The following is a 22,321-nucleotide window of genomic DNA, read 5'->3' as shown; positions in this document are numbered from 1 at the left end:
TGCAAGCAATGGTTAAGGATCAAGTTGCGTTAGTCACAAGGCAGACGGTGGGTGGAGCGCGAAGCCCGCAGGCACGAAACCGTTCGCCGTGGCGCCTGGCGTTTAGGTGTTGGCCTAATGATTACGGGTTGTTCGGCTCCGCATCTTGGGGTGCAAGTCGTGCCACCTGCCCGGTGGCTTCCTCAGTTAAGCACCGGTTTTCAGGCGTGCAGATGAAATCGGTGGAGTGCCGACAGGTGGTTGATTATTGCAGAAATAAGAATAACGTTATGCGGAATTCAGTGGGGCGACGAATCGCACAAGCGGTGAAGCAAACTGCTTCGTAGCCGCTGCCGTAGGCTGCGCTGGCCCGCCCTTACACCGGAAGTCTCCAGCGCAGATCAGGGCCAGCGCAGCCTTCGGCAGCGGCTACAGCGGTTGGACCTGGCCGAGGAAGGGGAAGTGTCATGAACGCACCGGCATCGGCGTTGATTTGGAACTTGTTCCTGCCACAGTCGGACCCGACCATGGCAGGTATTGCCGCAAATCAGTCCGCGCGTACGAGCAGCGAATCTACCAACGCCTTAGCCGCATCTACGGAGTGGAGGGTTGACCAAAGCAACCCGCGTTCAGGCGTCGGTCCTTCACATAGCCCATAGCCTGTTTCCATTGCGCATTTCAGCAACAAGGAAACATGGGCCAACACGTCGTCGGCAGGCAGGCCCTCACGCACAATGAAAAAAGGCGTCTGGTCCGCGTCACATGGCCCGAAGGGCAAGGTGCTAGTCGTTAAGGTCGGGGGTAAATCGGATGTTGGGGTGTCCATGGTAAAGCTCCTGTGTCAGATGAAATCTGCCACACCCCGCTGTCAATCGGGATTGGGTGGCAGCTGTGCGTAGGTTGACAGACCGAGGAACACAAGAACCCGGCGCATCCGAAGATGCCCCACACACAGCCGCCATTGCACGAGGCCACCGCAAAGAATGCCGGAGGTCGTGTATTGGACGCTGACGCGTCATGTGTTCATTCAGCCTGTCAAAGCTGGTCGCTGATGTGCAGCGACGGCGGGGAGGTTACCGGGGAGGAGTAGGGAGTTCAACCCCTCTGTCCGCTAACGTACGATCGAGGTGACCCCGTCCTTTGCGATGGTCAAATCATTCAGGCATCTAGTTCGCGCGGTGCAGGGGTAGGTCAGAAAATCTCCGGATATAAAATTGTGAAGTGCGACCCGAATCTTGAGCGTATCTCCCAAGCCCCAAATAACATGGACGTTGTCCAGTGTGCATTTCTCGATGTCTGGGTATTTGTTTGTCAGTGTTTTGCATTGACTGTCGGACAGGAGCAGGCTTGTTGCTTCATAGTTGCCGGCGCCCAGAAGGTTTACTATAAAGTCTGGAACTTCTCTGTACATATTGCTCGGAATTGCGATCACCAAGGCAAAAAACAGTTTGAGCGAAAGTGATAGCTTCCAATGCATCTTGTGGGTGATGGCATATGCTGACACGACCATCCACGTGAATGCGCAGCTTATTGCAAGAGCGCAAGCGAGCTCAAGTTGAGTTCCTGATGTTGCAACATGTTTGTAGAGCTGCAGTGTTACTACAGTTGCTATCAGTCCATATAGCCCTATTGGAATTCCAACGCCTGCTATGAGAGAAGGCAGCTTGCGCCAAGAAATTTTATAGGTCCGGGCAATTATCGTGGCGGTCGCCGTCCCGACCAAAAGAAATAATGCCAAGGTGAATGTCGAGGAAATGCCAGAAAAAAATAGATAGGTTGCTGCGATCCACGCAATTGAGGTTAGCAGGCAGGGGAAGACAAAATAAGCGATGATTAAGCCAAGAGCGACGTGTTGGTCCCCGACATTCGCTTTTTTACCGCTGTTCAGTTTTTGCCATATACTTGAATCGCCCAAGATAGTAGTTGTCCACATCCAGGTAGGAAGCCAAAGCCCCAAGATCGCAATTGCTAGTATTCCCGCGCCTACAATAAAGGCGGACAACATAAGTGATGCAAGCCCAAAAAGGTCTGTCGACGGGAAAAAGCTATTTTCGGCAAAATAAAGGAAAAAAATCAAGAACCCTATCAGCAGCGGAGCCCCCTTTATCAACAGCCCTTCATTCCTGACGTAAAATGCAGTTGCGCTATCTGGACGCTCCACGGGTGCCTGCGGTAGTGGGGAATTCATTGTTGCTCCTCTGCGGTTGTCCATTGTGTGGGTTTGCTTCGACCGCTATGGGGTGTTTTTACTGAACAATATACCGAGTATCAACGGCGGCGGAGTTGTATTCGGCATCGTATTGCCCCTTGAGCATCTAAACAACGGGGCCAGGAGAGCTGTTTTCCCAGGCCTACTTCACCTGAACCTGCGAATAACTTCCACCAACCGCTCCAGATTGATCGGCTTGCCCACGTGTTCATTCATCCCCGCCGCCAGGCACTGTTCGCGGTCTTGCTCGGAGACGTTGGCGGTCATGGCGACGATGGGCAGCTGGTCGGCCGGGATGGCCTGGCGGATGCGGCGGGTGGCTTCCTGGCCGTCGATGTCGGGCATGCGCAGGTCCATCAGCACCAGGTCGTAGGGCGGCTGGGCGTGCAGGGCGCGCTCCACCCCGGCCATGCCGCAGTCGGCCAGGTCGACGTTGGCGCCCTCGGCCTTGAGCAGGCCGGCAGCGACCATCTGGTTTACCGCGTTGTCTTCCACCAGCAGCAGGCGCAGGCCGGCCAGGCGTTTGGGCCGGGCAGGGGCGGTGGCAGGTTTTGCCGGGGGCTGGCTGGGCGCCGGGCGCAGGTCGGCCAGGTGCCTGGCCAGCTGGCGCGGGGTCAGGGGTTTGGTCAGCAGCAGCGGTGGCCGCAGCCCGGCGCCGTGCAAGGCCTGGGTGGCGGCGTCGCGGCTGAAGGCGGTCACCAGCACCACCAGTTGTTCGATGGCCTTCAGCGGGCCCAACGCCTGGGGCGGCTGCGCCTCCAGCAGCCGCCAATCCACCACCAGCACATCGAACGCCTGGGTGAACCCCTGGTCCAGGCGGGTGATGCGCTCGGCCGCCCAACCCAGGCCTTCCAGGTTGCGCTTGAGCAAAGCGCCGGCCAGGGGGTTGTCGTCGACCAGCAGCACCTGCAACGGCGGCAACGGGCTGGCAGGCTGTTGCGCCGGGTCGATGGCCAGGCCCAGTTCGAACCAGAAGCGGCTGCCCAGGCCCGGTTCGCTGTCCACCCGCAGGTCGCTGCCCATCAGGTCGGTGAGCCGTTTGCAGATCAACAGCCCCAGCCCTGAGCCGCCGAACTTGCGCGCGGTGGAGGCATCGCCCTGGCTGAACGCCTGGAAAATCCGCGCCAACTGTTCGGCGTCCATGCCGATGCCGCTGTCGGCCACGGCGAACTCGATGCCCACGCGGCTGGCGCTGCGGCGCACCTGGCGCACGCTGATGACCACCTGGCCGGCCGAGGTGAATTTCAGCGCGTTGCCGGCCAGGTTGATCAGCACCTGTTGCAGGCGCAGGCTGTCGCCGATCAGGCCCAGGGGCAGTTGCGGGTCGATGTCGAACATCAGTTCGACGTCGTTGTGCGGCTGGTTGCCGGACAGCACCACGCCCAGGTCGCGCAGCAGCTCTTCGAGGTTGAACGGGTGCTCGTCGACCTGCAGCTTGCCGGCCTCGATCTTGGAATAGTCGAGGATGTCATTGAGCAGCCCCAGCAACAGCGTGGCGGCGGTCTGGGCGCGGCTGACGAAGTCCTGCTGGTCGGCGTTCAGGCCCGACTGCGCGGCCAGTTGCAGCATGCCCAGCACGGCGTTCATGGGCGTGCGGATCTCGTGGCTCATGCTGGCCAGGAACGCGGACTTGGCCATGTTGGCCTTGTCGGCCTCGACCTTGGCCTTCTGCAGGTTGATTTCCAGCTCGCGCTGGGCACTGACGTCGATGGCGAAGCCCAGGTAGCCGGTGATGGCCTGGGTGTGGTCGCGCATCACCGTCACTACCAGGTGCACCAGCAGGTAGCTGCCGTCCTTGCGCCGGTAATGGCACTGGAACACCGACGGCTCGGCCTGGTTGCGGGTTTGCGCGACGTAGCCGTCGATGCCGCTGAACTCGCCGCCGTAGCGGGCGGCCATCTGCTGGTTCTGGGCGCGCAACTCTTCGGGGTCGTGCATCAGCTCCGGGGTGAAGCGGCCGATGACGTCCTCGGCACTGTAGCCCAGCATGCGCTCGGCGCCGCGGTTGAACACACGGATGATACGGTTGGGGTCGGTGGCAATGATCGACACGCCGGTGGCGGCGTCGAGGATGTTTTTCAGCAGCAGGTCCAGGCTCTGCAGCGCCTGGGTGCGTTGGTTGACCTCGCTTTCCAGCACCTGGGCCAATTGTTGCGTCCTGGCGTGGTGGGCTTTCTGCTCGGTGATGTCGCGCAGCAGGCGCTGGCGCAGCAGTTGCACCAGCAGGGCCAGCAGCAGGCTGCTGAGCAGGCCCAGGGCCAGGATCAGCCCGGGCGGGGTAGGGTGCAGTTGGCGAACGAACGGTGGGAACACCGTGAGGGTGATGTGCCAGGTGCGGCCGAACAGTTGCCGTTCGATGCTGGAGCTGGCCACGGCCTTTGCATCCTCGGGGCTGCGTGCCTGCACGTAGAAGGGCGGGGCCGCCGAGGTATCGGTGATGTCGGCGATTTCCAGCTGGGTGCCGGCGCTGTGCCAGTTCAGGTCCTTGAGCACGTCCCTGATCAACAGCGACACGTAGGTCCAGCCGATGCCCTGCGCGGTGCGCTGGGCGTAACCGTCAGGCGGGGTGGGCGTCTGGTACACCGGCATCACCATCAGGAAGCCACGGCGCACCTCGCCCTCGCTCTGCACCAGGGTGACGGGGCCGGTGAGCTGCGGCTCGCCGGTGAGCAAGGCGGCGTCGGCGGCCTTGCGGCGGTTGGGCTCGGAGGCGATGTCCAGGCCCTGGGCGATGTTGCGCGGGCCGGGTGGCTGCACGTAGCGGATCACGTAGACGTCGCCGTCGTGGGGGGCGAAGCCGTGCACGGTGAACGCGGTTTCGCCTTCCTGCACGGCCTGTTGGGTAAAGTTGGCGACCTGGGCGGCGGAGATCTTGCGCACGATGCCGAAGCTCAGCGCGCCGGGGAACTCCAGCACCACGTTGCGGGTGGCGTTGTAGGTGGCGAACTGCGCGGGGCTGAGGCTATCGACGCCCACGGTGTGCCACAGCCCGCGCAGGGAGCGCAGGCCGTACTGGTACAAGGTCAGGCGCTCCACCACCCGGTCGGCAATTTGATTGGCCTGCTGGGCGACGGCTTCGTCGAGTTCCTGCTGGTTGGTGTCCAGGCGCTGCCACACCGCCAGTCCCGTGAGCACCAGCCCCAGCGCCAGGGCGGCAATGGCCCAGCCGGGGTTGCTCCGCAGCCTGGCGGCGGTGATCTCTGCGGCCATCGTAGACCCTTGCGCGGCGCAATCGTTGTTAACAATGTAGCAGCGGCCGGCAGGCCGCGTCAGGGTGGCGGACGCAGACTTCGGCATTGTCTTTGTGGGAGCTGGCTTGCCAGCGAGCTTTTCTGGCCCCAACAGCTCGCTGGCAAGCCAGCTCCCACAGGCCGCGTCAGGGGCGCTGGGGGAGCAGGGTTCTGGCGAGCTGCAGCCACGCCTGGGCCGCAAACGACAGCTGGCCGTTGCGCCGCCACGCCAGCACCAGCTTCCAGATCAGCGCCGGCGAGCGCACCGGCACGATGGTGAATTGCTCGGGGCGCAGGGTCTGGCAGTACATCTGCGGCAGCAGCGCGATGCCCACGCCCAGGCCCACCAGCGAGGCGATGAAGTCCCACTGGCCGCTGCGGCCGCTGATGCGCGGCACGAAACCGGCCTCGGCGCAGGCGTCGGTCACCAGGTCATTGAGGGCGAAGGCATCGCCGTAGAAGATGAAGTCGCAGTCGGCCAGCTCGCGCAGTTCGACGAAGTCGCGGCCCTGCCACACGGACTGCGCCGGGGCCAGCAGGCACAAGGGCGACTCGAACAGCGGCAGCGAGTCGAATTCGGCCCAGATGTCGGCCACCCGCGGAAAGTCCAGCAAAGTGCCCAGCTCCAGGGCGCCGTCGCGCAGGTCGGCGACCGTGGCGTTGCTGCCGATCTCGAACAGCTTCAGCTCGATTTTCGGGTGGTTGGCGTGGTACGCCGCCAGCACCGGCGCCAACACCGTGTGGGTGAAGGGCGACAGGCCCATGCGCAGCACGCCGCGCTCGATCTGCTGCAGGTCGCGCACTTCCACCTTCATGGCGTCGTGCAGGGCGATGATCTCGCGGGCCCGTTGCAACACCACCAGCCCGGCATCGGTGACCTGGAAGCGCTTGCCGTCGCGGGCCAGCAGCGCCACGCCAAAGCTCTGCTCCAGCTGCTGGACCATCTTGCTCACCGTCGGCTGGGTGACGTGCAGGCGCGTGGCGGCGCGGGTGAAGCTCTGCTGGTCGACCACTTCCACGTAATAGCGCAGGGCACGGATGTCCATGGTGCATTCCAGATTGGCATGATTTTGATGAAGTTAATTCATTATATCTTTCAAGGTCAACTGGCTAGCATGGCGTCACTTCACCTGGTTCATTGCACCCTGGAACGCCTCATGTCGACCCGCCCCCTTACTCCCTCACGTCCCTCGCGGACCGCGCTGCGCTGGCTGCAAATCATCGGCCAGATCCTGCTGCTGATACTGGTCTGGTCCCTGGCCGACCGCGTTGCCACACTGGCGCACCTGCCCATTTCCGGCGGCATCCTCGGGCTGCTGGTGCTGGTGGCGCTGCTGCTGAGCGGGGTGGTCAAGCCGACCCTGTTCGAGCAGGGCGGCGAGCTGTTGCTGGCCAACATGCTGCTGTACTTCATTCCACTGGTGGTGTCGGTGGTGCAGTACACCAGCCTGTTCGAAAGCGAAGGCCTGAAGCTGATGGTCGCCATCGGCGTGGGCTTCGTCTCGGTGCTGGTGACCACGGCCTTCACCGTCGAGTGGCTGTGCGCCTGGACCCGCAAGCGCCAGTTGCAGCGCCTGACCGCACAGCGCGGCAAGCGCCCGGTGGCCGGCCCACAGGAGTTGGCACAATGAGCGCGTCGCTGATCTCGCTGCTGTTCCTGCTGGTGACCGTGGGGTTGTTCTACGCCAACCAGGCCGTCTACAAGCGCTACAAGCGCGTGTGGCTGATGCCCGCCATCGTCACCTCGCTGCTGTTGATCGTGCTGGTGCAGGTCACCGCCACGCCGTACCCGCTGTACTTCCAGGACGCCCATTGGCTGGTGTGGCTGCTGGGCCCGGCCACCGTGGCCTTCGCCTTGCCGATCTACCAGCAACGGCGGCTGATCCAGAAATACTGGCTGGCCCTGTGCCTGGGCAGCGTAGCGGGCATCGTGGTGTCCATCGCCACCACTGAACTGCTGGTCAAGGCGCTGCACATCGACAGCCACATCGCCCGCAGCCTGCTGGCCCGCTCGGTGTCCACGCCGTTTGCGGTAGAGGCCTCGGCGCACCTGGGCGGCACGGCGCAGCTGACCGGGCTGTTCGTGATCATCACCGGGCTGTTCGGGATTGTGCTGGGTGAGGTGATCCTGACGCTGCTGCCGCTGCGCTCGCGGGTGGCCAGGGGCGCGCCGTTTGGCGCGGCGGCCCATGGCTTTGGCTTGAGCATCGCCCGCGCCGTGGGCCCGGAGGAGGGCGCGGTGGCCAGCCTGACGATGATCTTCAGCGGCGTGCTGACCGTGGTGCTGGCACCGGTGATCGCGATGCTGCTGGGCTGACGGCCCTCACTTGAGGAAGTTGTTCACCAGCAGGTCTTTCACATCCCCGCCACGCCCGCCCAGCACCGCCTTGGCCGAGTACAGCGCCATGCCGGCCACCTGGGCGAACTCGACCTTGGCCGGCATCACCAGCTCCTCGGGGTTGACCTTGACGTCCAGCAGCGCCGGCCCTGGCTGGGCCAGGAATGCCTGCACGGCCTCCTCGAGCTCGGCGCCCTCGCTGACCTGCCGCCCCCACAGCCCCATGGCCCGCGCCACTTCGGCAAAGTCCGGGTTGTGCAGGTCGGTGTAGTTGTCCAGCAGGCCCTCGACCTTCTGCTCGATCTGCACGAAGTTCAGCGAGGCGTTGTTGTACACCACCACCTTGATGGGTAGCTTTTCCTGCACCGCAGTGAGCAGATCCCCCAGCAGCATGGCCAGGCCGCCATCGCCCGACAGCGAGATGACCTGGCGGTCCGGGTAGGCCTTCTGCAGGCCCAGCGCCTGGGGCATGGCGTTGGCCATGGTGCCGTGGCGCAGGCTGGTGAGCGTGCGCCGGGCGCCGTTGACGTTGATATGGCGCAGCACCCACACCATGGGCGAGCCGCCGTCGGCGGTGAACAGCGCGTCGCTGCTGGCGTGCGTGTCCAACAGGTGGGTCAGGTACTGCGGGTGAATCAGTTCGCCGTCGGTGTGGCGCTGGTCGTGGGCCAAGGTCTTCAAAGTGTCCTGGCGATGCTTGAGGCATTCCTCCAGCCAGGCCACGGTGGTTTTTTCCTCGATAAGCGGCAGCAGCGCGCGCAGCGTCGGCAGCACATCGCCCACCACGCCCAGGTCCACCGGGTGGCGGCGGCCCAGGTGCGCGCCCTTGCGGTCCACCTGGATGACCTTGGCCTTCTGCGGGTAGAACTGCTTCCAGGCAAAGTCGGCGCCCAGCAACAGCAGCGTGTCGCACTCCATCATGGCGTGGTAGCCCGACTCGACGCCGAACACGCCGGTCATGCCCATGTTGTAGGGGTTGTCGTACTCGACGAAATCCTTGGCCCGCGAGGTGTGGGCAATGGGCGCCTTGAGCAGCCGCGCCAGCTCCAGCAGCTCGTCGTGGGCACCGGCGCAGCCGAACCCGGCATAGATGGAGACCTTCTTGCCGGCGGCCAGCAACGCCGCCACCTGCGCCAGCTCGTCGGGGTTGGGCTGGCTCTGCGGGCGGGGGTGGTGCGCGGCGAAGGGCAGGTCATCCTTGACCTCGGCCATGCTGATGTCCGACGGCAGGATGATCACCGCCACGCCGCCTTCGTTCAGCGCGGTCTGGGCGGCGAGGGCGGTGACCCGCCGTGCCTGGCCAGGCGTGTAGACCTGCTCGCAGAACACCGTGCAGGGGCCATAGATGGCCTTGAAGTCCACCTCCTGGGGAAAGTCCATGCCCAGTTCGCTGGTGATCACCTGGCTGGCGATCAGCACCATCGGCGCGCCGTTGCGCTGGGCCTCGAACACGCCGTTGATGAAATGCAGCCCACCAGGCCCGCACGAACCGGCGCAGGCGGTGAGCCGCCCGCTGATGAACGACTCGGCGCCGGCGGCGAAGGCGGCGACCTCCTCGTGGCGCATGTGCACCCACTGGATGTCGCTGCGGTGAATGGCATCGGTGACGTGGTTGAGTGTGTCGCCGACAATCCCGTAACAATGGCGGACCCCGGCGGCCTGGAGTGTTTCGATGACCACGTCGGCGACTTTTTTGCTGGGCATGGGGTTTCCTCGGTTTAGGGGCACAGCAGGTTAGTCACCATGCCCCGCCGGGGAGTTCAGGTTTTAGCCCATGCCTTGAGCCAAGGCTGGGGTTATTCACCGGCAGGCTTTGTTGCCCGCCCCAGGCATCGCCAGGAAGGTGATGGTGGCAGGTTTGAACACTACGTCTTCGGCCCCGGTTTCCACCCCCTGCAGCACCGGCAACTGGTCGTCGTCGGAAAGCTGCAGCACCTTGCCATTGAGCGAGAGATCGCGGCCATGGCCTGCCAGTGTGTAACGCTGGGCGGGTTGCGCCAGGCGCACATGGCTTGTATGAGCCTCGTCATTGTTGATGACCATCAGCACCACACCGCCTGGCGCGCCGCGCATGCAGTGGGCGTAGGCATGCAAGCCTTCGCGGCGCTGGATGCCAGGGTCGAGCACCACCGTGCCCATCAGCCGGTGCCACAGCAGGGCGCCCCAGTAATTGGGCTTGGGCGCGAGTGAAGCCTCATCCAGCAAACCGTAGTCACTGGCGACCAGGGTATTGTGCGCCACCACCTTGACCCCTTGGCGGGCGAGGCGGCCAAGTTGGTCAAGGTAGCGGAAGGTGTCCCTGAATGTGTTCGCCCATGGGTTGCCGCCGCAGGCAGCGTCGCCGGTTTCCGTGAGCCAGAGTGGTTTGCCGGGTTCGAACCTGTCGCGCTGTTGGCGGTAGAACGCCAATGTCACGTCGGTGCGCGCCAGCCATTCTTCCGACAACGCCGCCTGCTCGGTGGTCTGGTTCAACGGGGCGCAGCGCTGGGACACACCGTAGTAGTGGTGGTAGGAAAAACGGTCGACGCCTTTGCCTGCGGCAGCGAGTAAGTCCTGCGTGGCAATCATGGGCATTCCGGCCTTGGCCATGCCCCACGCCGTGTCGTTCTCGCCCACCGAACCGGGCCCCAGGATCAGCATACCCGGTGCCTCCTTGCGGCTGAACGCCTGAAATACCTTGAAGTCGCGGCCATAGTCAGCGGCGCTGTACCCTTTTGGCGCACCGCCGATTGCCGCGATATTTGGCTCGTTCATGTATTCGGCGGCAGCGATGTTGCCGCCGATGGACCGGGTGTAGGTCAGCAAGCGCCGGGCCTGGTCGGTAGTCCAGGTACCGCTGCTGTCACGGGTACCGGCGCTGGTGGCAAAGGAGGTGATGATGGGCGCGCCCACTGAGTTGGAAAACGCCACCAGCCCACTCCACTGCTGGCGGGTCAGTACCCCCGCGAAGCCGGTCGGCGGGGTGGCCGGTGCGTCATCGGTGTCGGCAAAGTAGGTGGAGTTGGCCCAGGTGCCACTGACCCTCACGTAGGCTGGCGACAACGCAGCCGCTAATGTCCGCAGGCGGCGTTGGCTGAGGTCCAGTGGCGCGCGGTACGCAAACATCGCAGGGTTCATCCCTACGGGCTTGGCGTCGACGGGAGAAGGTGCTGCCGGCAAGTCGGCATAGGGCTTCCAGAACCTGCCCCCGGTCACTTCCAGCATTTCCACGTTGTAGGACTGGAAGCGCTCATCAACCGTGCCGGTTTGCACGAACGCTGCCGGCGACAGGGCAGGCCCAAGGTTTGCGCACAGCGCAAGGCCTGGCTGAATTCCCAGTGCGGCCAGGGCAACTATTTTTGTCATTGCACTTGTTCCCTGTTTCATCAACTTCTTCCTGTTGTTATTTGAATAGATACGTGACTCTTTTGAGTGTCTTTGAAGTTTGAATCTGCCAGTTGGAATAGCGATGGCATGTGTGACAGTTGCTTGTAACTCACCTCATCATACAAGTAAACCATGCCTTTGGCGTTAGACCCGCAACGCCACATTGTTCGCTAGGGCGGGCTACACGGCTCGCGCTGCAGGTATGGAGTAACACGATGGCTGGTATCGCCTGAAAAGATGGACGCTGGTCCCCGGCGAACTAGGCAAATTGCATCGGTCTTGTATGATGAGTAGAGCGATGGCTGCCTTATTCGTTGCGAGCGCTCACCCTTACCTATTCGATTTATCGAAGTGCCTTGATAGTTGAAATGGCTCCATATGGCAGAGGCATGACTGCCTGGCGCCTGACGGGAGGGTGTTTGCCGTCAATAAAAGTTTTGTCCAATAACTCCAACAAGAAGCGGGCTCCTAGATGATTAACCACACACTTATTGCTGCTGGCTGCCTTGTTTCATTGCTCACGGGCTTGGCCGGGCAGGCCGTTGCCGATGATTTCTACGAGCAGGACGATGCCTTGCGGCTGCGCCTGAGGAACGAGCTAAGGCGGGCTGACAAGCCCAGCGCCGGTTCCGGGCATGACATCTACGCCTGGGTGCAGGGTGCGGCCCTGGAATACAACAGCCCGTTCATCAACGACGTGGTGGGGGTTGATGTTGGGGCCTTCTACACTGAGAAGCTGGGCGACCACAAAGGCTGGAGTACACGCTGGTACCTCAATGACCATGATGACTTCAGCCTCTATACCGCCGCGCTGAAGCTCAAGCTGTCGGATAAGCTGCGGGTGAAAATTGGCCGCATGGTCACTGACTCTGCCTACAGCGGCCAGGATGACATTCCGCTGATCAACTCGTCTTCGCAACGCACTCAGCCGTCGATGTCGGACGGGGCGCTGCTCAAGTACAGCCCGCGGCCCACCCTGGATATCTACGGCATGTACCGCGTGGGCGTCTACAACTACCCGGATGTGGCCGTTGGGGTGCACAAGGCCGGCCCCATCAATCCCGCCACCTATACCTACGACACGTTGCGGCCCCAGTACCTGGTTTCCACGGTCTACCACGCCAACCTTGACACCTATGCCTACAGCGCCAGCTGGCAGGACGACGTTGCGACCCTCCTGATGACCCGAGCCTCGCAGCGCTACCCCATGAGTGCGGATGGGCGCAGCTACATCAAGCCGGAGTGGGTGGCGTTCTACGCCCGGCTCAATGGCACCGCGACTGGCTATGATGGCTCGGATCACACCTATATCGTGGGCGGCAAGCTGAGCTACATCAACCCGGCCGGCTCCACTTCCGTGGCAGTCAACAAAACCGGGCACATGCTGAACTGGCTGGCCGGCGTCGACACAGATGTCAGTTACACCTTTGACTTGAGCATCGATCGCAACTACAGCGACATGTGGTCCGCGCAGGTCGGCCATAGTTGGAACCTGCCCCACGACACGTTCTTCGGAGTGGCGGAGCTGGCTACCAACGGTTACGAGAACTATCACCGCGAGGTGAAGATCCGCGGTCTCGCCACCGACCTCTATCTGGGGTACACGCCACAAGACGGCTTCTTGAAGGGCTTCCGGTCGCTGCTGGTTTTGAATGTGGCGCGCGAGCAGCGTGACGGCAGTTCACTGGGCAATCGCCTGGATTACTTCGATGTGAAGATGAACCTTCAGTATGATTTCAATGTGCTGTAAGGCAGACGAGGGAGCGGCCATCGACAGCTTTTATGAGAGTGGTTATTATCCGCACCTTCATTCGCACCCCTGGTTGATCCGCCCTTGTCCACGCCAAGCCCTTGCGCCCCGTCTGCCGCTGACGTCGGCCACCTCTATGTCGATCATGGCGGGTGGCTGCAGCACTGGCTGAGCCGGCGTTTCGGCCATTCCTTCAACGCCGCGGACGTCGCCGACCTGACCCACGACACCTTCGTGCGCCTGCTGCTCAAGCCGCGCCAGTTCGCCGGCAGCGGCGATGCCCGGGCGTTCCTGTGCACGGTGGCGCGGGGCTTGTGCATCGACCAGTGGCGACGCCAGCGCATCGAACGGGCGTGGCTGGAGGCGCTGGCGGCGCAGCCGGAGTTCGTCGAGCCGTCGCTGGAGTACCGCGCGCTGGTGCTGGAAGCGCTGGAGGAGATCGACGCCATGCTGCGGCGCCTGCCGGGCAAGGCGCGCGAGGCGTTCCTGCTGGCCCAGCTGTATGGCCTGGGCTACCGCGAGATTGCCGCGCGGGTGCAGGTGTCGGAGCGCATGGTGAAGAAGTACATGGCCCAGGCGATGTTCCAGTGCCTGCTGCTGGAAGCGGGCCTGGCGCCATGAGCCATTCCCAGCACCAGGTGCTGCAGCAGGCCGCCGCCTGGTACGCCTTGCTGCGCTCGGAACGGGCCAGCGAGCAGGACCAGGCCAAATGGCGCCACTGGCATGACCAGCACCCCGAGCACCGCCACGCCTGGAGCCTGGTGGAACGGGTGGGCGGGCGCTTTGGCCAGTTCGGCGACAGCGCCGAGAAACACGGCGCCCTGGCGGCGCTGCGGGCAGGTGGCAGCGCCGGCATCAGCCGGCGGCGCACGCTGCTGTCGCTGGGTGGCCTGGGGCTGGCGTCCTGGCTGGGCTGGCGCACGCTGGACGCGGGCGGCAGCGGTTGGTTCGCCGATTACGCTACCCGCACGGGCGAGCACCGCCACGTGGCGCTGGCCGGGGGAGGGCAGCTGTGGCTGAACACCCTGAGCGCCGTGGACCTGCAGCACGACGGCGGCCTCAAGCTGATCAGCGGCGAGATCCTGCTGGATGACCAACAGCGCCGGGGCGCCACCTTCCGCATCACCACGCCGGTGGCCGAACTGACCTCGCAGCAGGCGCTGTTCAACCTGCGCCTGGCCGAAGCCGGCCTGTGCCTGGACGTGTACGCCGGCGTGGTAGAGGTGGCCTGCAATGGCCGCAGCCAGCGCGTGCAACAGGGCCAGCAGTTGCGCGTCGGCCATCAGGGCCTGGGGCCACTGCTGCCGGCCAACGAGGCACACCGCGCCTGGGTCAACGGGGTGATGGTGGCCGACGGCACGCCGCTGGGGCAGGTGGTGGCAGAGCTGGCGCGCTACCGCCATGGCTACCTGGGTTGCGACCCACGGGTGGCGCAGCTGCCGGTGGTGGGGACGTTTTCCATTCGTGATACCGACCGTGCGCTGGCGTCGCTGGCCAGCGCCTTGCCGGTGCGGGTCAGCCGCGTGCTGCCCTGGTGGGTCAGCCTGGAGGCGCGCGCCTGAGCCACGGGCGCGCCTGGGAAAACTTTTTTTCAACACGCGGTTCCCTTTTCGAGGGCCTCGTTCGGTGTCAGGGAAAGCACGCCATTTCACCTACCCAACGTTGCGGAACCGGCCCCATGTCTTCGATCCAAAAACGCACCCGTCGATTCAACCTTTCGCCCCTGGCCATGGTCATTCCCCTGGCGTTCGGCAGCGTGGCCGCCCTGGGCATGGCCAGCGCCCAGGCCGCCCAGGGGGTGCAGACGTTCCACGTGCCCGCAGGCAACCTCACCCTGCAACTGGCGCGCTTCGCCCAGCAGGCCGGCATCGAGCTGGCCGGCAACGCCCAGCTCACCGATGGCCGCACCGGGCCGACCCTGGAAGGCGACTACAGCGTCGACGGCGCCCTGGCCGTGCTGCTCGGCGGCGCCGGGCTGACCGCGCAGAAGCAGGCCAATGGCGCCTACGTGCTGGTGGCCAGCGGCGACCTGCAGCTGGGCGCCACCGAGATCGACTCCAGCACCGACATCAACACCAGCTACCAGCCGGCGCCGCCGACCTCGAGCTCCATCCTGCACAGCGACAAACCCACGCTGAACACCCCGCAGGTGGTGAACGTGGTCACCAGCCAAGTGCTGCGCGACCAGAAGCCGCGCAACCTCGACGACGCCCTGGCCAACGTCAGCGGCATCACCCAGGGCAACACCCTGGCGTCCACCCAGGACACCATCATGAAGCGCGGCTTCGGTGGCAACCGCGACGGTTCGATCATGCACAACGGCATGCCGCTGGTGCAGGGCCGCGGCTACAACGCCGCCGCCGACAGCGTCGAGGTGCTCAAGGGCCCGTCGTCGCTGCTGTACGGCATCATGGACCCCGGCGGGGTGGTCAACGTGGTCAGCAAGCGGCCGTCGCTGCAGGCCTACAACACCATCACCGCGCGCGCCTCGGGCTACGCCCACGGCCGTGACGGCAGCGGCGGCACCCTGGACAGCACCGGGCCGATCGGCGACACGCCGCTGGCCTACCGCCTGGTGGTGGACTACGAGGACGAGGACTACTGGCGCAACTTCGGCACCCACCGCGAATCCCTGGTGGCGCCGTCGCTGGCCTGGTACGGCGACGACACCCAGGCGGTGTTGTCCTACGAGCACCGCGAGTACCTGACGCCCTTCGACCGCGGCACGGCGCTGGGCAGCAACGGCAAGATCCTCGACATCCCGCGCACCGAGCGCCTGGACGACAAGTTCAACACCATGGAAGGCCGCTCGGACCTGACCCAGCTGCTGATCGACCACCAGTTCGACGACAACTGGAAGGGCCACCTGGGCTACAGCTGGAACCGCGAGACCTACGACGCCAACCAGCTGCGCATCTCCAAGATCGCCGCCGACGGCACCGCCACCCGCAGCAACGACGCCACCCACGGCGCGGTGAGCACCGACAGCTACGTGATTGCCTCGATGGAAGGCAGCGTTGGCGTGGCCGGTTTGCAGAACGACCTGCAGTTCGGCGCCGACAACGAGAAGCGCAAGATCTACCGCGCCGACCTGCTGCGCGAGACGCCCACCAGCGGCTTCAACGTCTACGACCCGGTGTATGGCCAGCTGAGCCCGTCTTCCACCGTGTCGGCCAGCGACAGCGACCAGACCGACAAGCTGCGCGCCCAGTCGCTGTTCCTGCAGGACGCCGTGCACCTCACCGACCAGTGGACCCTGGTGCTCGGTGGCCGCTACCAGATGTACGACCAACTGGCCGGCAAGGGCCGCCCGTTCAAGGCCAACACCGACATCAACGGCCAGAAATTCCTGCCCCGCGCCGGCCTGGTGTACCAGTACAACGACATGCTGTCGTTCTACGGCAGCTACACCGAGTCGCTGAAGCCCACCTCCAGCATCGCCCAGCTGTCCAGCGGCGTGACCATCGATTCCTCGGTGCTGCCCGAGCACGCCAAGTCCTATGAGATCGGCGCCAAGCTGGAGATCCCGGGGCGCATCACCGGCACCCTGGCGCTGTTCGACATCGACAAGAAGAACGTGCTGGTCTCGCAGTACAACAGCGCCACCGCCACCACCGACTGGCGCACCAGCGGCGCCGCCCGTTCGCGCGGCGTGGAGCTGGACGTGAGCGGCGAGATCACCGACGCCTGGAGCCTGATCGGCAGCTACGCCTACCTGGACGCCATCACCACCAAGGACCAGCTGTACGAGGGCAACCGCCTGTGGAACACCGCACGCCAGACCGCCTCGTTGTCTGCGGTGTACGACTTCGGCAACATCTTTGGCGGCGACCGCCTGCGGGTCGGCAGCGGCGCGCACTACGTGGGCGAACGCCCGGGGGACTCGGCCAACAGTTTCTACCTGCCGGCCTACACCACGGTGGATGCCTTCGCCTCGTACGACACGCACCTGGACGGCCACAAGGTGAACCTGTCGCTGAACGTCAAGAACCTGTTCGACCGCACCTACTACACCTCCAGCGTCAACCAGTACTTCATCTCCATGGGCGATGTGCGTCAGTTCATCCTGTCCTCGACCCTGGAGTTCTAAGCCATGCGCACATTGCAAGCGATGGCCCTGGCCCTGGCGTTGCTGGGCACCCAGGCCCAGGCCGACGATGGCCTGCTGTACCGCACCAGCGCCGTGCGCACCTTGCCCGGCAGCGGCCACAGCTGGGGCTTCGCCGCGCTGGACCCGGCCCGGCCGCTGCTGCTGATTGCCCGGCGCGAGAACGGCCTGACACCGTTCGACGTCGACAAGCAGCAGGCGCTGCCGACCCTGGCCAACACCAACGGCGCCAACGCCGTGGCGTTCGTGCCCGGGCACAACCGCGCCTACGTGGCCAACATGGACGGCACCCTGGGCATCCTCGACCTTGCGCAGCTGAAGGTGCTGCAGCGCCTGCCGGTGGACAGCGGCAATCTCAACAACCTGCTGTATGACGCGCACAGTGACCGGGTGATCATCACCAGCGGGCGTCGCGGCGACCACTCGACGCTGTACCTGCTGGACCCGGCTACCGACCGGCTGGTGGGCCAACGCGATATTGCCGCGCGCAAGCTCGACGGTCCCATCGGGCTCAGCGATGGCCGCTTCATCGTGCCGCTGCGCGACGAGGACCAGGTCGCCGTGCTCAGTGGCCCGCTGCTGGCGCAACAGCGCTTGCTCAGCTTCCCCGGTTGCCATCAACCCAGCGCGCTGGCGGCGGACGAGCAGGGCGGTCGGCTGTTCATCGCCTGCCGCGGTGGCCAGCCGCAGCTGGTGATCGCTGACCTGGCCAGCGGCGCGCCGTTGCAGACGCTGCCCATCGGCCGTGCGGTCAACGCCATGGCGTTCGATGCCGCCCGCCGGCAACTGCTGATTCCCAGCGGCGCCGACGCCAGCCTGGGCGTGGTGGGCAAGGCCGCCGATGGCAGCTTCCGCCTGCTGGGCAGCCTGGGCACGCGGCCGTGGGCGCACAACATGGTGTTCGACGCTGCCAGGGCCAGCGTCTACCTGCTGGCGATGGACTTCACCCAACCGGCGCCCACCACGGCGGTGCCCAAGCCTGACCCGCAGTTCCACCCGGACACCTTCAGTGTCCTGACCTTGAAGGCGCAGTAAGGGTGAATGGGGCGTTTCGGCGCCCCATGCAGTCTGATAGCCTGCAGATCGGTTCCCCGTACGCAGCCTTTGAGACCCCATTATGCCGATGTCAAAACTCGACGCCCTCGACTCGGACATCGTCCGCGAGTTGCAGGAAGACGGTCGTCGTCCGTTCCGTGAAGTGGCCCGCAACCTGTCGGTGCCCGAAGCCACCGTGCGCACCCGGGTCAAGCGCCTGCAGGACCAGGGCATCCTGCAGATCCTGGCGTTCACCAACCCGGCCAAGCTGGGCGACGCCAAGCTGGCGCTGATGTTCGTCAACGTCGCACCGCAGGATCACGAACGGGTGGTGGACACCCTGGGGCGCTGGACAGAAGTCAGCTACCTGTCCACCACCATGGGCACCGCCGACATCTGCGTGCAGGTGCTGTGCCGCGACAACGACGCGCTGTGGGCGCTGAAGCAGCGCATTCGCGCCTTGCCGGGGGTAGAGGAGGTGCGGCTGATGCAGGAAGTGAAGGTGCACAAGATCCGCTTCACCATTCCCGCCTCCGAGATCGAGCTGTAACCTCCGACCTGGCTTCTGCGCATAACGGCACGGCTTTTTACGCGCATTGCGCAATATTTCATTTATCTGATTGCGACACGCATCGGTGCCCCGACCTGGGGCACCGCGCCCCCACCTGTCCGCTGCAAGCCGTCTGCGGCCTGCGCGCCGTATTGGTGCAGCTATAATCAATGGAATTATTGCGTATCTATGCGCGACATAATCTGCGCATTGCGCAGTTTTGTGGCAATAAAACCGTGCTAATGCGCAGAAAAGATGATTATTATTGACCCATCACAAGCTGTTACAAAAATAGCGAATGAGGGTTAAACACCATGCACGAGAGCACCGACGGCCACGCGCCGCAGCAAGGTTTCGAGAAGACGATTCGCTGGTGGGATGGCGTCGCCATCACCCTCAGCCTGCCCGCGGCGCTGTTCGTGGGCCTGGGCTATTCCATGGGCGCCATCGGCGCCTGGGCGGCGGTGGCGCTGTGGGCCACCATTGCCGCGGTGGCCGCCCTGCATAACTGGGTGTACTCGGAAATGGGCGCCATGTTCAGCCACAAGTCCGGCGGCATCGCCCTGTACGCCAACGAGGCTTGGAGCCGCCGTGCACCGGCCCTGGGCCCGCTGGCCACCTACGCCTACTGGTTCGCCTGGGCCACGGCGCCGGCCATCTGGGGCCTGGCAGTGGCGCAGATCCTCACCGAGCAGTTCTGGCCAAACGCAACCTATAGCCTCGACCTGGGCCTGGTACAGCTGGACCTGCCCAAGCTGATCGCTTTGGGCGTGGCGCTGCTGTCGTGGGCGCTGAGCATGATCGAGCTGCGCTTCACCATGATCCTCATCACCCTGGCGGGGGTGCTGTTGATGATCCCGGTGGTGATCTTCGGCAGCGGCGCCTTCGCCTCGCACCTGTGGAGCAGCGCCAGCTTCACCTGGCGCATTCCCGCTGGCCTGGAAGGCGTGCGCACGGTGCTGGCGTGGCTGTTCGTGATGGCTTGGTCGGCGTACGCGGTGGAGGCGGCGGCGTCGTTCATTCCCGAGTACCGCGACACCGTGCGCGACACCCGCAAGGCCCTGCGCGTGTCGGCGATGATCCTGCTGCTGGTGTTCACCCTCACGCCCCTGGGCCTGGCCGGCCTGCTGGGCGAACAGACCCTGGCCAACCAGCCCAACGGTTTCCTGCAAGCCGGCGCCGTGGCGTTGCTGGGCGGCGGGGCGGCGGGCATCACCCTGGTGCTGATCGCCGGTATCCTGGTGCTCTCGGTGATGGGTACGGCGGACGCGGCGCGGGCGCTGTACCAAAGCTCGCGCGACGGCCTCACCGTGCGCCAGTTCGGCGTGCTCAATCGCAATGGCGTGCCGGCCCGGGCGGTGACCGTGCAGCTGTTGATCAACGTGGCGCTGGTGCTGTTCGTGGGCAACGCGCTGGCAGTGATCGTGGCGGGCAATGTCGGCTACGTGCTGGCGCACCTGCTGGCGGTGGCCGGTTTCGTGGTGCTGCGCAAGGATCAACCCGACACGCCACGGCCGATTCGCCTGCCACGACGCTGGCTCGGCATCGCCGCGGCGCTGGCGCTGTTCGACGGGCTGATTCTGCTGGTGGGCATCACCAGCAGCGCCATCACCGGCTACGGCGGCTACAAGGAAGTGGCCATCGCCATCGCGGTGCTGGCGGTTTCCCAGGTCATGTACCGCTGGCGCCAGTGGCAGGACCGCAAGCAGCCTCCGGCCGTGCCCCTGCGCACGTAGCCGCTGCCGCCAGGCTGCGCTGGCCCACATTGCAACGCAGACATCCCGGTTGAACTCCCTGGCCAGCGCAGCCTTCGGCAGCGGCTACGGGAACACTTTTCTTCAAGGAACTTCGCCATGAGCATTGATCACTCATTCGGCCCCGTGTGGCCGAACCGCAGCCCCGTGGCTGTGTCCCTGACCTTCGACGTCGACGCCGAGGCCGGCCTGCTGGGCGACAGCCCCAGCTTTGCGCGGCGCCTGACCGCGCTGTCCGAAGGGCGCTTCGGCGTGACCCGTGGCGTGCCGCGCATCCTCGAGCTGCTGGCGCGCCACCACCTCAAGGCTTCGTTCTTCGTGCCCGGCCACACCGCCGACAGCCACCCCGGCCTGGTCGAGCAGTTGCTCAAGGCCGGCCACGAAGTGGGCCACCACGGCCACCTGCACCTGCGCAGCGACAAGGTGTCCGTGCAGGAGCAGCAGGACGAAATGCACCGTGGTCTGGAAGCCCTGCAACGCGCTGGCGCACCGAAGCCCGCCGGCTATCGCTCGTCGTCGTGGGAACTGACCCCCGAGACCTTCGCGATGATCGTCGAGCACGGCTTCCAGTACGACTCCAGCTGCATGGGCGACGACCGCCCGTACTTCGAGCGCTGCAACGGCCAGCAAATCCTCGAGCTGCCGGTGCACTGGTCGCTGGACGACTGGCCGATGTTCGGCTGGGGCATCGACAACGGCGGCAACTTCACCCACCCGCGCACCCTCACCGACGTGTGGCTGGCCGAGTACGAGTCGGCGCGCCGCGACGGCCGTCACACCACCTTCACCATGCACCCGGAAGTGATCGGCCGCGCCGCCCGCTTCGAACAGCTGGAGCGCTTCGTCGAGCGCCTGGTCAGCGACGGCGACGTGTGGTTCGCACGCCTGGATGAAGTCGCCGCCCAGGTGGCGCCGCAGCTGGAGCGCGCACGATGACCTACGTCTTCCGTTCCACCGTCAGCGATCCCCATGGCCGTGGCCGCGAGTTCGGCGAATGCCACGCCGCGCAGATCAAGGCATCGGTGCAGGCCTATCGCGGCCTGTTCGAGCGCACCGCGCAACGCCCCGTGGACCTGCTGGGCCTGGGCGCCCAGGCGCTGGCGAAAATCGCCGCCTTCGCACCACCGCTGCACGCCGAAATCCTCGGCATGGCCGAAGGGGCAGGGCTGGACCCTCGCGAGCTGGGCGCCATCAACGCCCGCACCGAGATCCTTGCCTACGCCGGTGCCACGTTGCGTGGCGAGTGCTCCACCGTCGTCCATCTCGACCCGCAGTCGCCCATCCCCATCTCGGTACAGACCTGGGACTGGTACGCGCAATTCGCCCCGCAGTGGCTGGTGTGGGAGATCCCCCATGGCGATGGGCGCATGACCACCACGGTGACCGAGTACGGCATCGTCGGCAAGATCGGCGTCAACCGGCAAGGCCTGGGCGTGCACTTCAACATTCTTCACCACGCCACCGACGGCCAAGGCATCGGTGTGCCGGTGCACGTGGCGTCGCGCTGGCTGCTGGACAGCACCGCCGATTTCAACGACGCCCTGCAGCTGCTGGCCGCTACCCGCTTCTCGGCGTCCAGCGTGCTGACCGTGGTCACCGCCAAGGGCGGGGAGAGCAGCGCGGTGTCGGTGGAGCTGTACCCCGAAGGCCCGGCCTTCGTGTTCCCCGGCGCCGACGGCCTGCTGGTGCACACCAACCATTTCCTCGATGGCCGCGCCAAGGCCGGCGACACCGAGTGGGCCACGTACCCCGACACCCTGGTGCGCCACGACCTGCTCACCCGGCGCCTGGCCAACCGCCGCGACCTTGCCGCCGGCCAGATCATCGCCGCCATGAACAGCCACCTGGGCAGCACCGGTGCCGTGTGCTGCCACCCGGACCCGGCCAGCAGCGCCGACCAGTACCAGACCCTGGTCACGGTGGTGCTCGACGTGCCGGCCGGCACCCTGCAAGCCCTGGCGGGCGGGCCCTGCGCCCACGTCAACCATTCCTGACCGATACC

The 22,321-nt window shown here is 64.9% G+C and carries 16 protein-coding genes; 11 read left to right on the top strand and 5 right to left on the bottom strand.

Annotated features, from left to right (window positions below; genetic code table 11):
- Positions 1–1,090: 1,090 nt before the first annotated feature.
- From ACWKWX_RS09610 to ACWKWX_RS09600, 3 genes are all read right to left on the bottom strand, one after another.
- Positions 1,091–2,167: a hypothetical protein gene (locus ACWKWX_RS09610; RefSeq protein ID WP_483827614.1), complete on the bottom strand. Its 1,077-nt coding sequence runs from the start codon at positions 2,165–2,167 to the stop codon at positions 1,091–1,093.
- A gap of 168 nt (positions 2,168–2,335) precedes the next feature.
- On the bottom strand, positions 2,336–5,398 hold the full coding sequence (locus ACWKWX_RS09605; protein ID WP_483827613.1) for a PAS domain-containing hybrid sensor histidine kinase/response regulator: 3,063 nt from the start codon (positions 5,396–5,398) through the stop codon (positions 2,336–2,338).
- Positions 5,399–5,564: 166 nt separating this feature from the next.
- The gene (locus ACWKWX_RS09600) at positions 5,565–6,464 is read right to left on the bottom strand and encodes a LysR substrate-binding domain-containing protein (protein ID WP_483827612.1); all 900 of its coding nucleotides are present in this window, start codon (positions 6,462–6,464) and stop codon (positions 5,565–5,567) included.
- Positions 6,465–6,575: 111 nt separating this feature from the next.
- Here ACWKWX_RS09600 and ACWKWX_RS09595 point away from each other — a divergent pair, with 111 nt between their 5' ends.
- A complete protein-coding gene (locus ACWKWX_RS09595) occupies positions 6,576–7,049 on the top strand; it encodes a CidA/LrgA family protein (protein WP_416424288.1) in 474 nt (157 codons plus the stop codon).
- The gene (locus ACWKWX_RS09590; RefSeq protein ID WP_483827611.1) at positions 7,046–7,735 is read left to right on the top strand and encodes an LrgB family protein; all 690 of its coding nucleotides are present in this window, start codon (positions 7,046–7,048) and stop codon (positions 7,733–7,735) included. The genes ACWKWX_RS09595 and ACWKWX_RS09590 overlap by 4 nt, the downstream gene beginning before the upstream one ends.
- Positions 7,736–7,741: 6 nt before the next feature.
- Here ACWKWX_RS09590 and ACWKWX_RS09585 read toward each other — a convergent pair whose 3' ends face one another.
- Positions 7,742–9,460 carry a thiamine pyrophosphate-dependent enzyme gene (locus ACWKWX_RS09585; RefSeq protein ID WP_473006730.1) on the bottom strand — a complete coding sequence of 573 codons (1,719 nt, stop codon included), beginning with the start codon at positions 9,458–9,460 and terminating at the stop codon, positions 7,742–7,744.
- A 96-nt stretch (positions 9,461–9,556) separates the two neighbouring features.
- The gene (locus ACWKWX_RS09580) at positions 9,557–11,101 is read right to left on the bottom strand and encodes a glycosyl hydrolase family 79 N-terminal domain-containing protein (RefSeq protein WP_483827610.1); all 1,545 of its coding nucleotides are present in this window, start codon (positions 11,099–11,101) and stop codon (positions 9,557–9,559) included.
- A gap of 493 nt (positions 11,102–11,594) precedes the next feature.
- Here ACWKWX_RS09580 and ACWKWX_RS09575 point away from each other — a divergent pair, with 493 nt between their 5' ends.
- The 9 genes from ACWKWX_RS09575 to ACWKWX_RS09535 all read left to right on the top strand — a co-directional run bounded on the left by ACWKWX_RS09575 (position 11,595) and on the right by ACWKWX_RS09535 (position 22,313).
- Positions 11,595–12,872 carry an OprD family outer membrane porin gene (locus ACWKWX_RS09575; RefSeq protein ID WP_483827609.1) on the top strand — a complete coding sequence of 426 codons (1,278 nt, stop codon included), beginning with the start codon at positions 11,595–11,597 and terminating at the stop codon, positions 12,870–12,872.
- Positions 12,873–12,956: 84 nt separating this feature from the next.
- The gene (locus ACWKWX_RS09570) at positions 12,957–13,493 is read left to right on the top strand and encodes a sigma-70 family RNA polymerase sigma factor (protein WP_416424295.1); all 537 of its coding nucleotides are present in this window, start codon (positions 12,957–12,959) and stop codon (positions 13,491–13,493) included.
- Positions 13,490–14,434 (top strand): DUF4880 domain-containing protein, encoded by a 945-nt coding sequence (locus tag ACWKWX_RS09565; RefSeq protein ID WP_416424296.1) that lies wholly within the window; start codon positions 13,490–13,492, stop codon positions 14,432–14,434. Before ACWKWX_RS09570 ends, ACWKWX_RS09565 begins: the two co-directional genes overlap by 4 nt.
- Positions 14,435–14,550: 116 nt before the next feature.
- Positions 14,551–16,962 carry a TonB-dependent siderophore receptor gene (locus ACWKWX_RS09560; protein ID WP_483827608.1) on the top strand — a complete coding sequence of 804 codons (2,412 nt, stop codon included), beginning with the start codon at positions 14,551–14,553 and terminating at the stop codon, positions 16,960–16,962.
- Between the two features lie 3 nt (positions 16,963–16,965).
- Complete coding sequence (locus tag ACWKWX_RS09555) at positions 16,966–18,015, top strand: YncE family protein (protein WP_483827607.1); 1,050 nt, start codon at positions 16,966–16,968, stop codon at positions 18,013–18,015.
- Between the two features lie 82 nt (positions 18,016–18,097).
- On the top strand, positions 18,098–18,565 hold the full coding sequence (locus ACWKWX_RS09550; RefSeq protein WP_416424299.1) for an Lrp/AsnC family transcriptional regulator: 468 nt from the start codon (positions 18,098–18,100) through the stop codon (positions 18,563–18,565).
- Between the two features lie 314 nt (positions 18,566–18,879).
- Positions 18,880–20,301 (top strand): APC family permease, encoded by a 1,422-nt coding sequence (locus ACWKWX_RS09545; RefSeq protein WP_483827606.1) that lies wholly within the window; start codon positions 18,880–18,882, stop codon positions 20,299–20,301.
- A gap of 117 nt (positions 20,302–20,418) precedes the next feature.
- A complete protein-coding gene (locus ACWKWX_RS09540; protein WP_483827605.1) occupies positions 20,419–21,255 on the top strand; it encodes a polysaccharide deacetylase family protein in 837 nt (278 codons plus the stop codon).
- Entirely contained in the window at positions 21,252–22,313 is a 1,062-nt protein-coding gene (locus ACWKWX_RS09535) for a C45 family autoproteolytic acyltransferase/hydrolase (protein ID WP_483827604.1), read from the top strand. Before ACWKWX_RS09540 ends, ACWKWX_RS09535 begins: the two co-directional genes overlap by 4 nt.
- Positions 22,314–22,321: the final 8 nt, after the last annotated feature.

Source organism: Pseudomonas imperatae (assembly GCF_057128625.1).
Note: the sequence above shows the minus strand (reverse complement) of the source record. Positions and strands in the feature narration are given on the sequence as shown.

Coding starts and splice junctions, on each gene's coding strand:
- ACWKWX_RS09575 (WP_483827609.1), top strand. CDS start 11,595: ATGATTAACCACACACTTATTGCTGCTGGCTGCCTTGTTTCATTGCTC.
- ACWKWX_RS09545 (WP_483827606.1), top strand. CDS start 18,880: ATGCACGAGAGCACCGACGGCCACGCGCCGCAGCAAGGTTTCGAGAAG.
- ACWKWX_RS09590 (WP_483827611.1), top strand. CDS start 7,046: ATGAGCGCGTCGCTGATCTCGCTGCTGTTCCTGCTGGTGACCGTGGGG.
- ACWKWX_RS09550 (WP_416424299.1), top strand. CDS start 18,098: ATGCCGATGTCAAAACTCGACGCCCTCGACTCGGACATCGTCCGCGAG.
- ACWKWX_RS09605 (WP_483827613.1), bottom strand. CDS start 5,398: ATGGCCGCAGAGATCACCGCCGCCAGGCTGCGGAGCAACCCCGGCTGG.
- ACWKWX_RS09540 (WP_483827605.1), top strand. CDS start 20,419: ATGAGCATTGATCACTCATTCGGCCCCGTGTGGCCGAACCGCAGCCCC.
- ACWKWX_RS09560 (WP_483827608.1), top strand. CDS start 14,551: ATGTCTTCGATCCAAAAACGCACCCGTCGATTCAACCTTTCGCCCCTG.
- ACWKWX_RS09565 (WP_416424296.1), top strand. CDS start 13,490: ATGAGCCATTCCCAGCACCAGGTGCTGCAGCAGGCCGCCGCCTGGTAC.
- ACWKWX_RS09585 (WP_473006730.1), bottom strand. CDS start 9,460: ATGCCCAGCAAAAAAGTCGCCGACGTGGTCATCGAAACACTCCAGGCC.
- ACWKWX_RS09610 (WP_483827614.1), bottom strand. CDS start 2,167: ATGAATTCCCCACTACCGCAGGCACCCGTGGAGCGTCCAGATAGCGCA.
- ACWKWX_RS09555 (WP_483827607.1), top strand. CDS start 16,966: ATGCGCACATTGCAAGCGATGGCCCTGGCCCTGGCGTTGCTGGGCACC.
- ACWKWX_RS09535 (WP_483827604.1), top strand. CDS start 21,252: ATGACCTACGTCTTCCGTTCCACCGTCAGCGATCCCCATGGCCGTGGC.
- ACWKWX_RS09580 (WP_483827610.1), bottom strand. CDS start 11,101: ATGACAAAAATAGTTGCCCTGGCCGCACTGGGAATTCAGCCAGGCCTT.
- ACWKWX_RS09595 (WP_416424288.1), top strand. CDS start 6,576: ATGTCGACCCGCCCCCTTACTCCCTCACGTCCCTCGCGGACCGCGCTG.
- ACWKWX_RS09600 (WP_483827612.1), bottom strand. CDS start 6,464: ATGGACATCCGTGCCCTGCGCTATTACGTGGAAGTGGTCGACCAGCAG.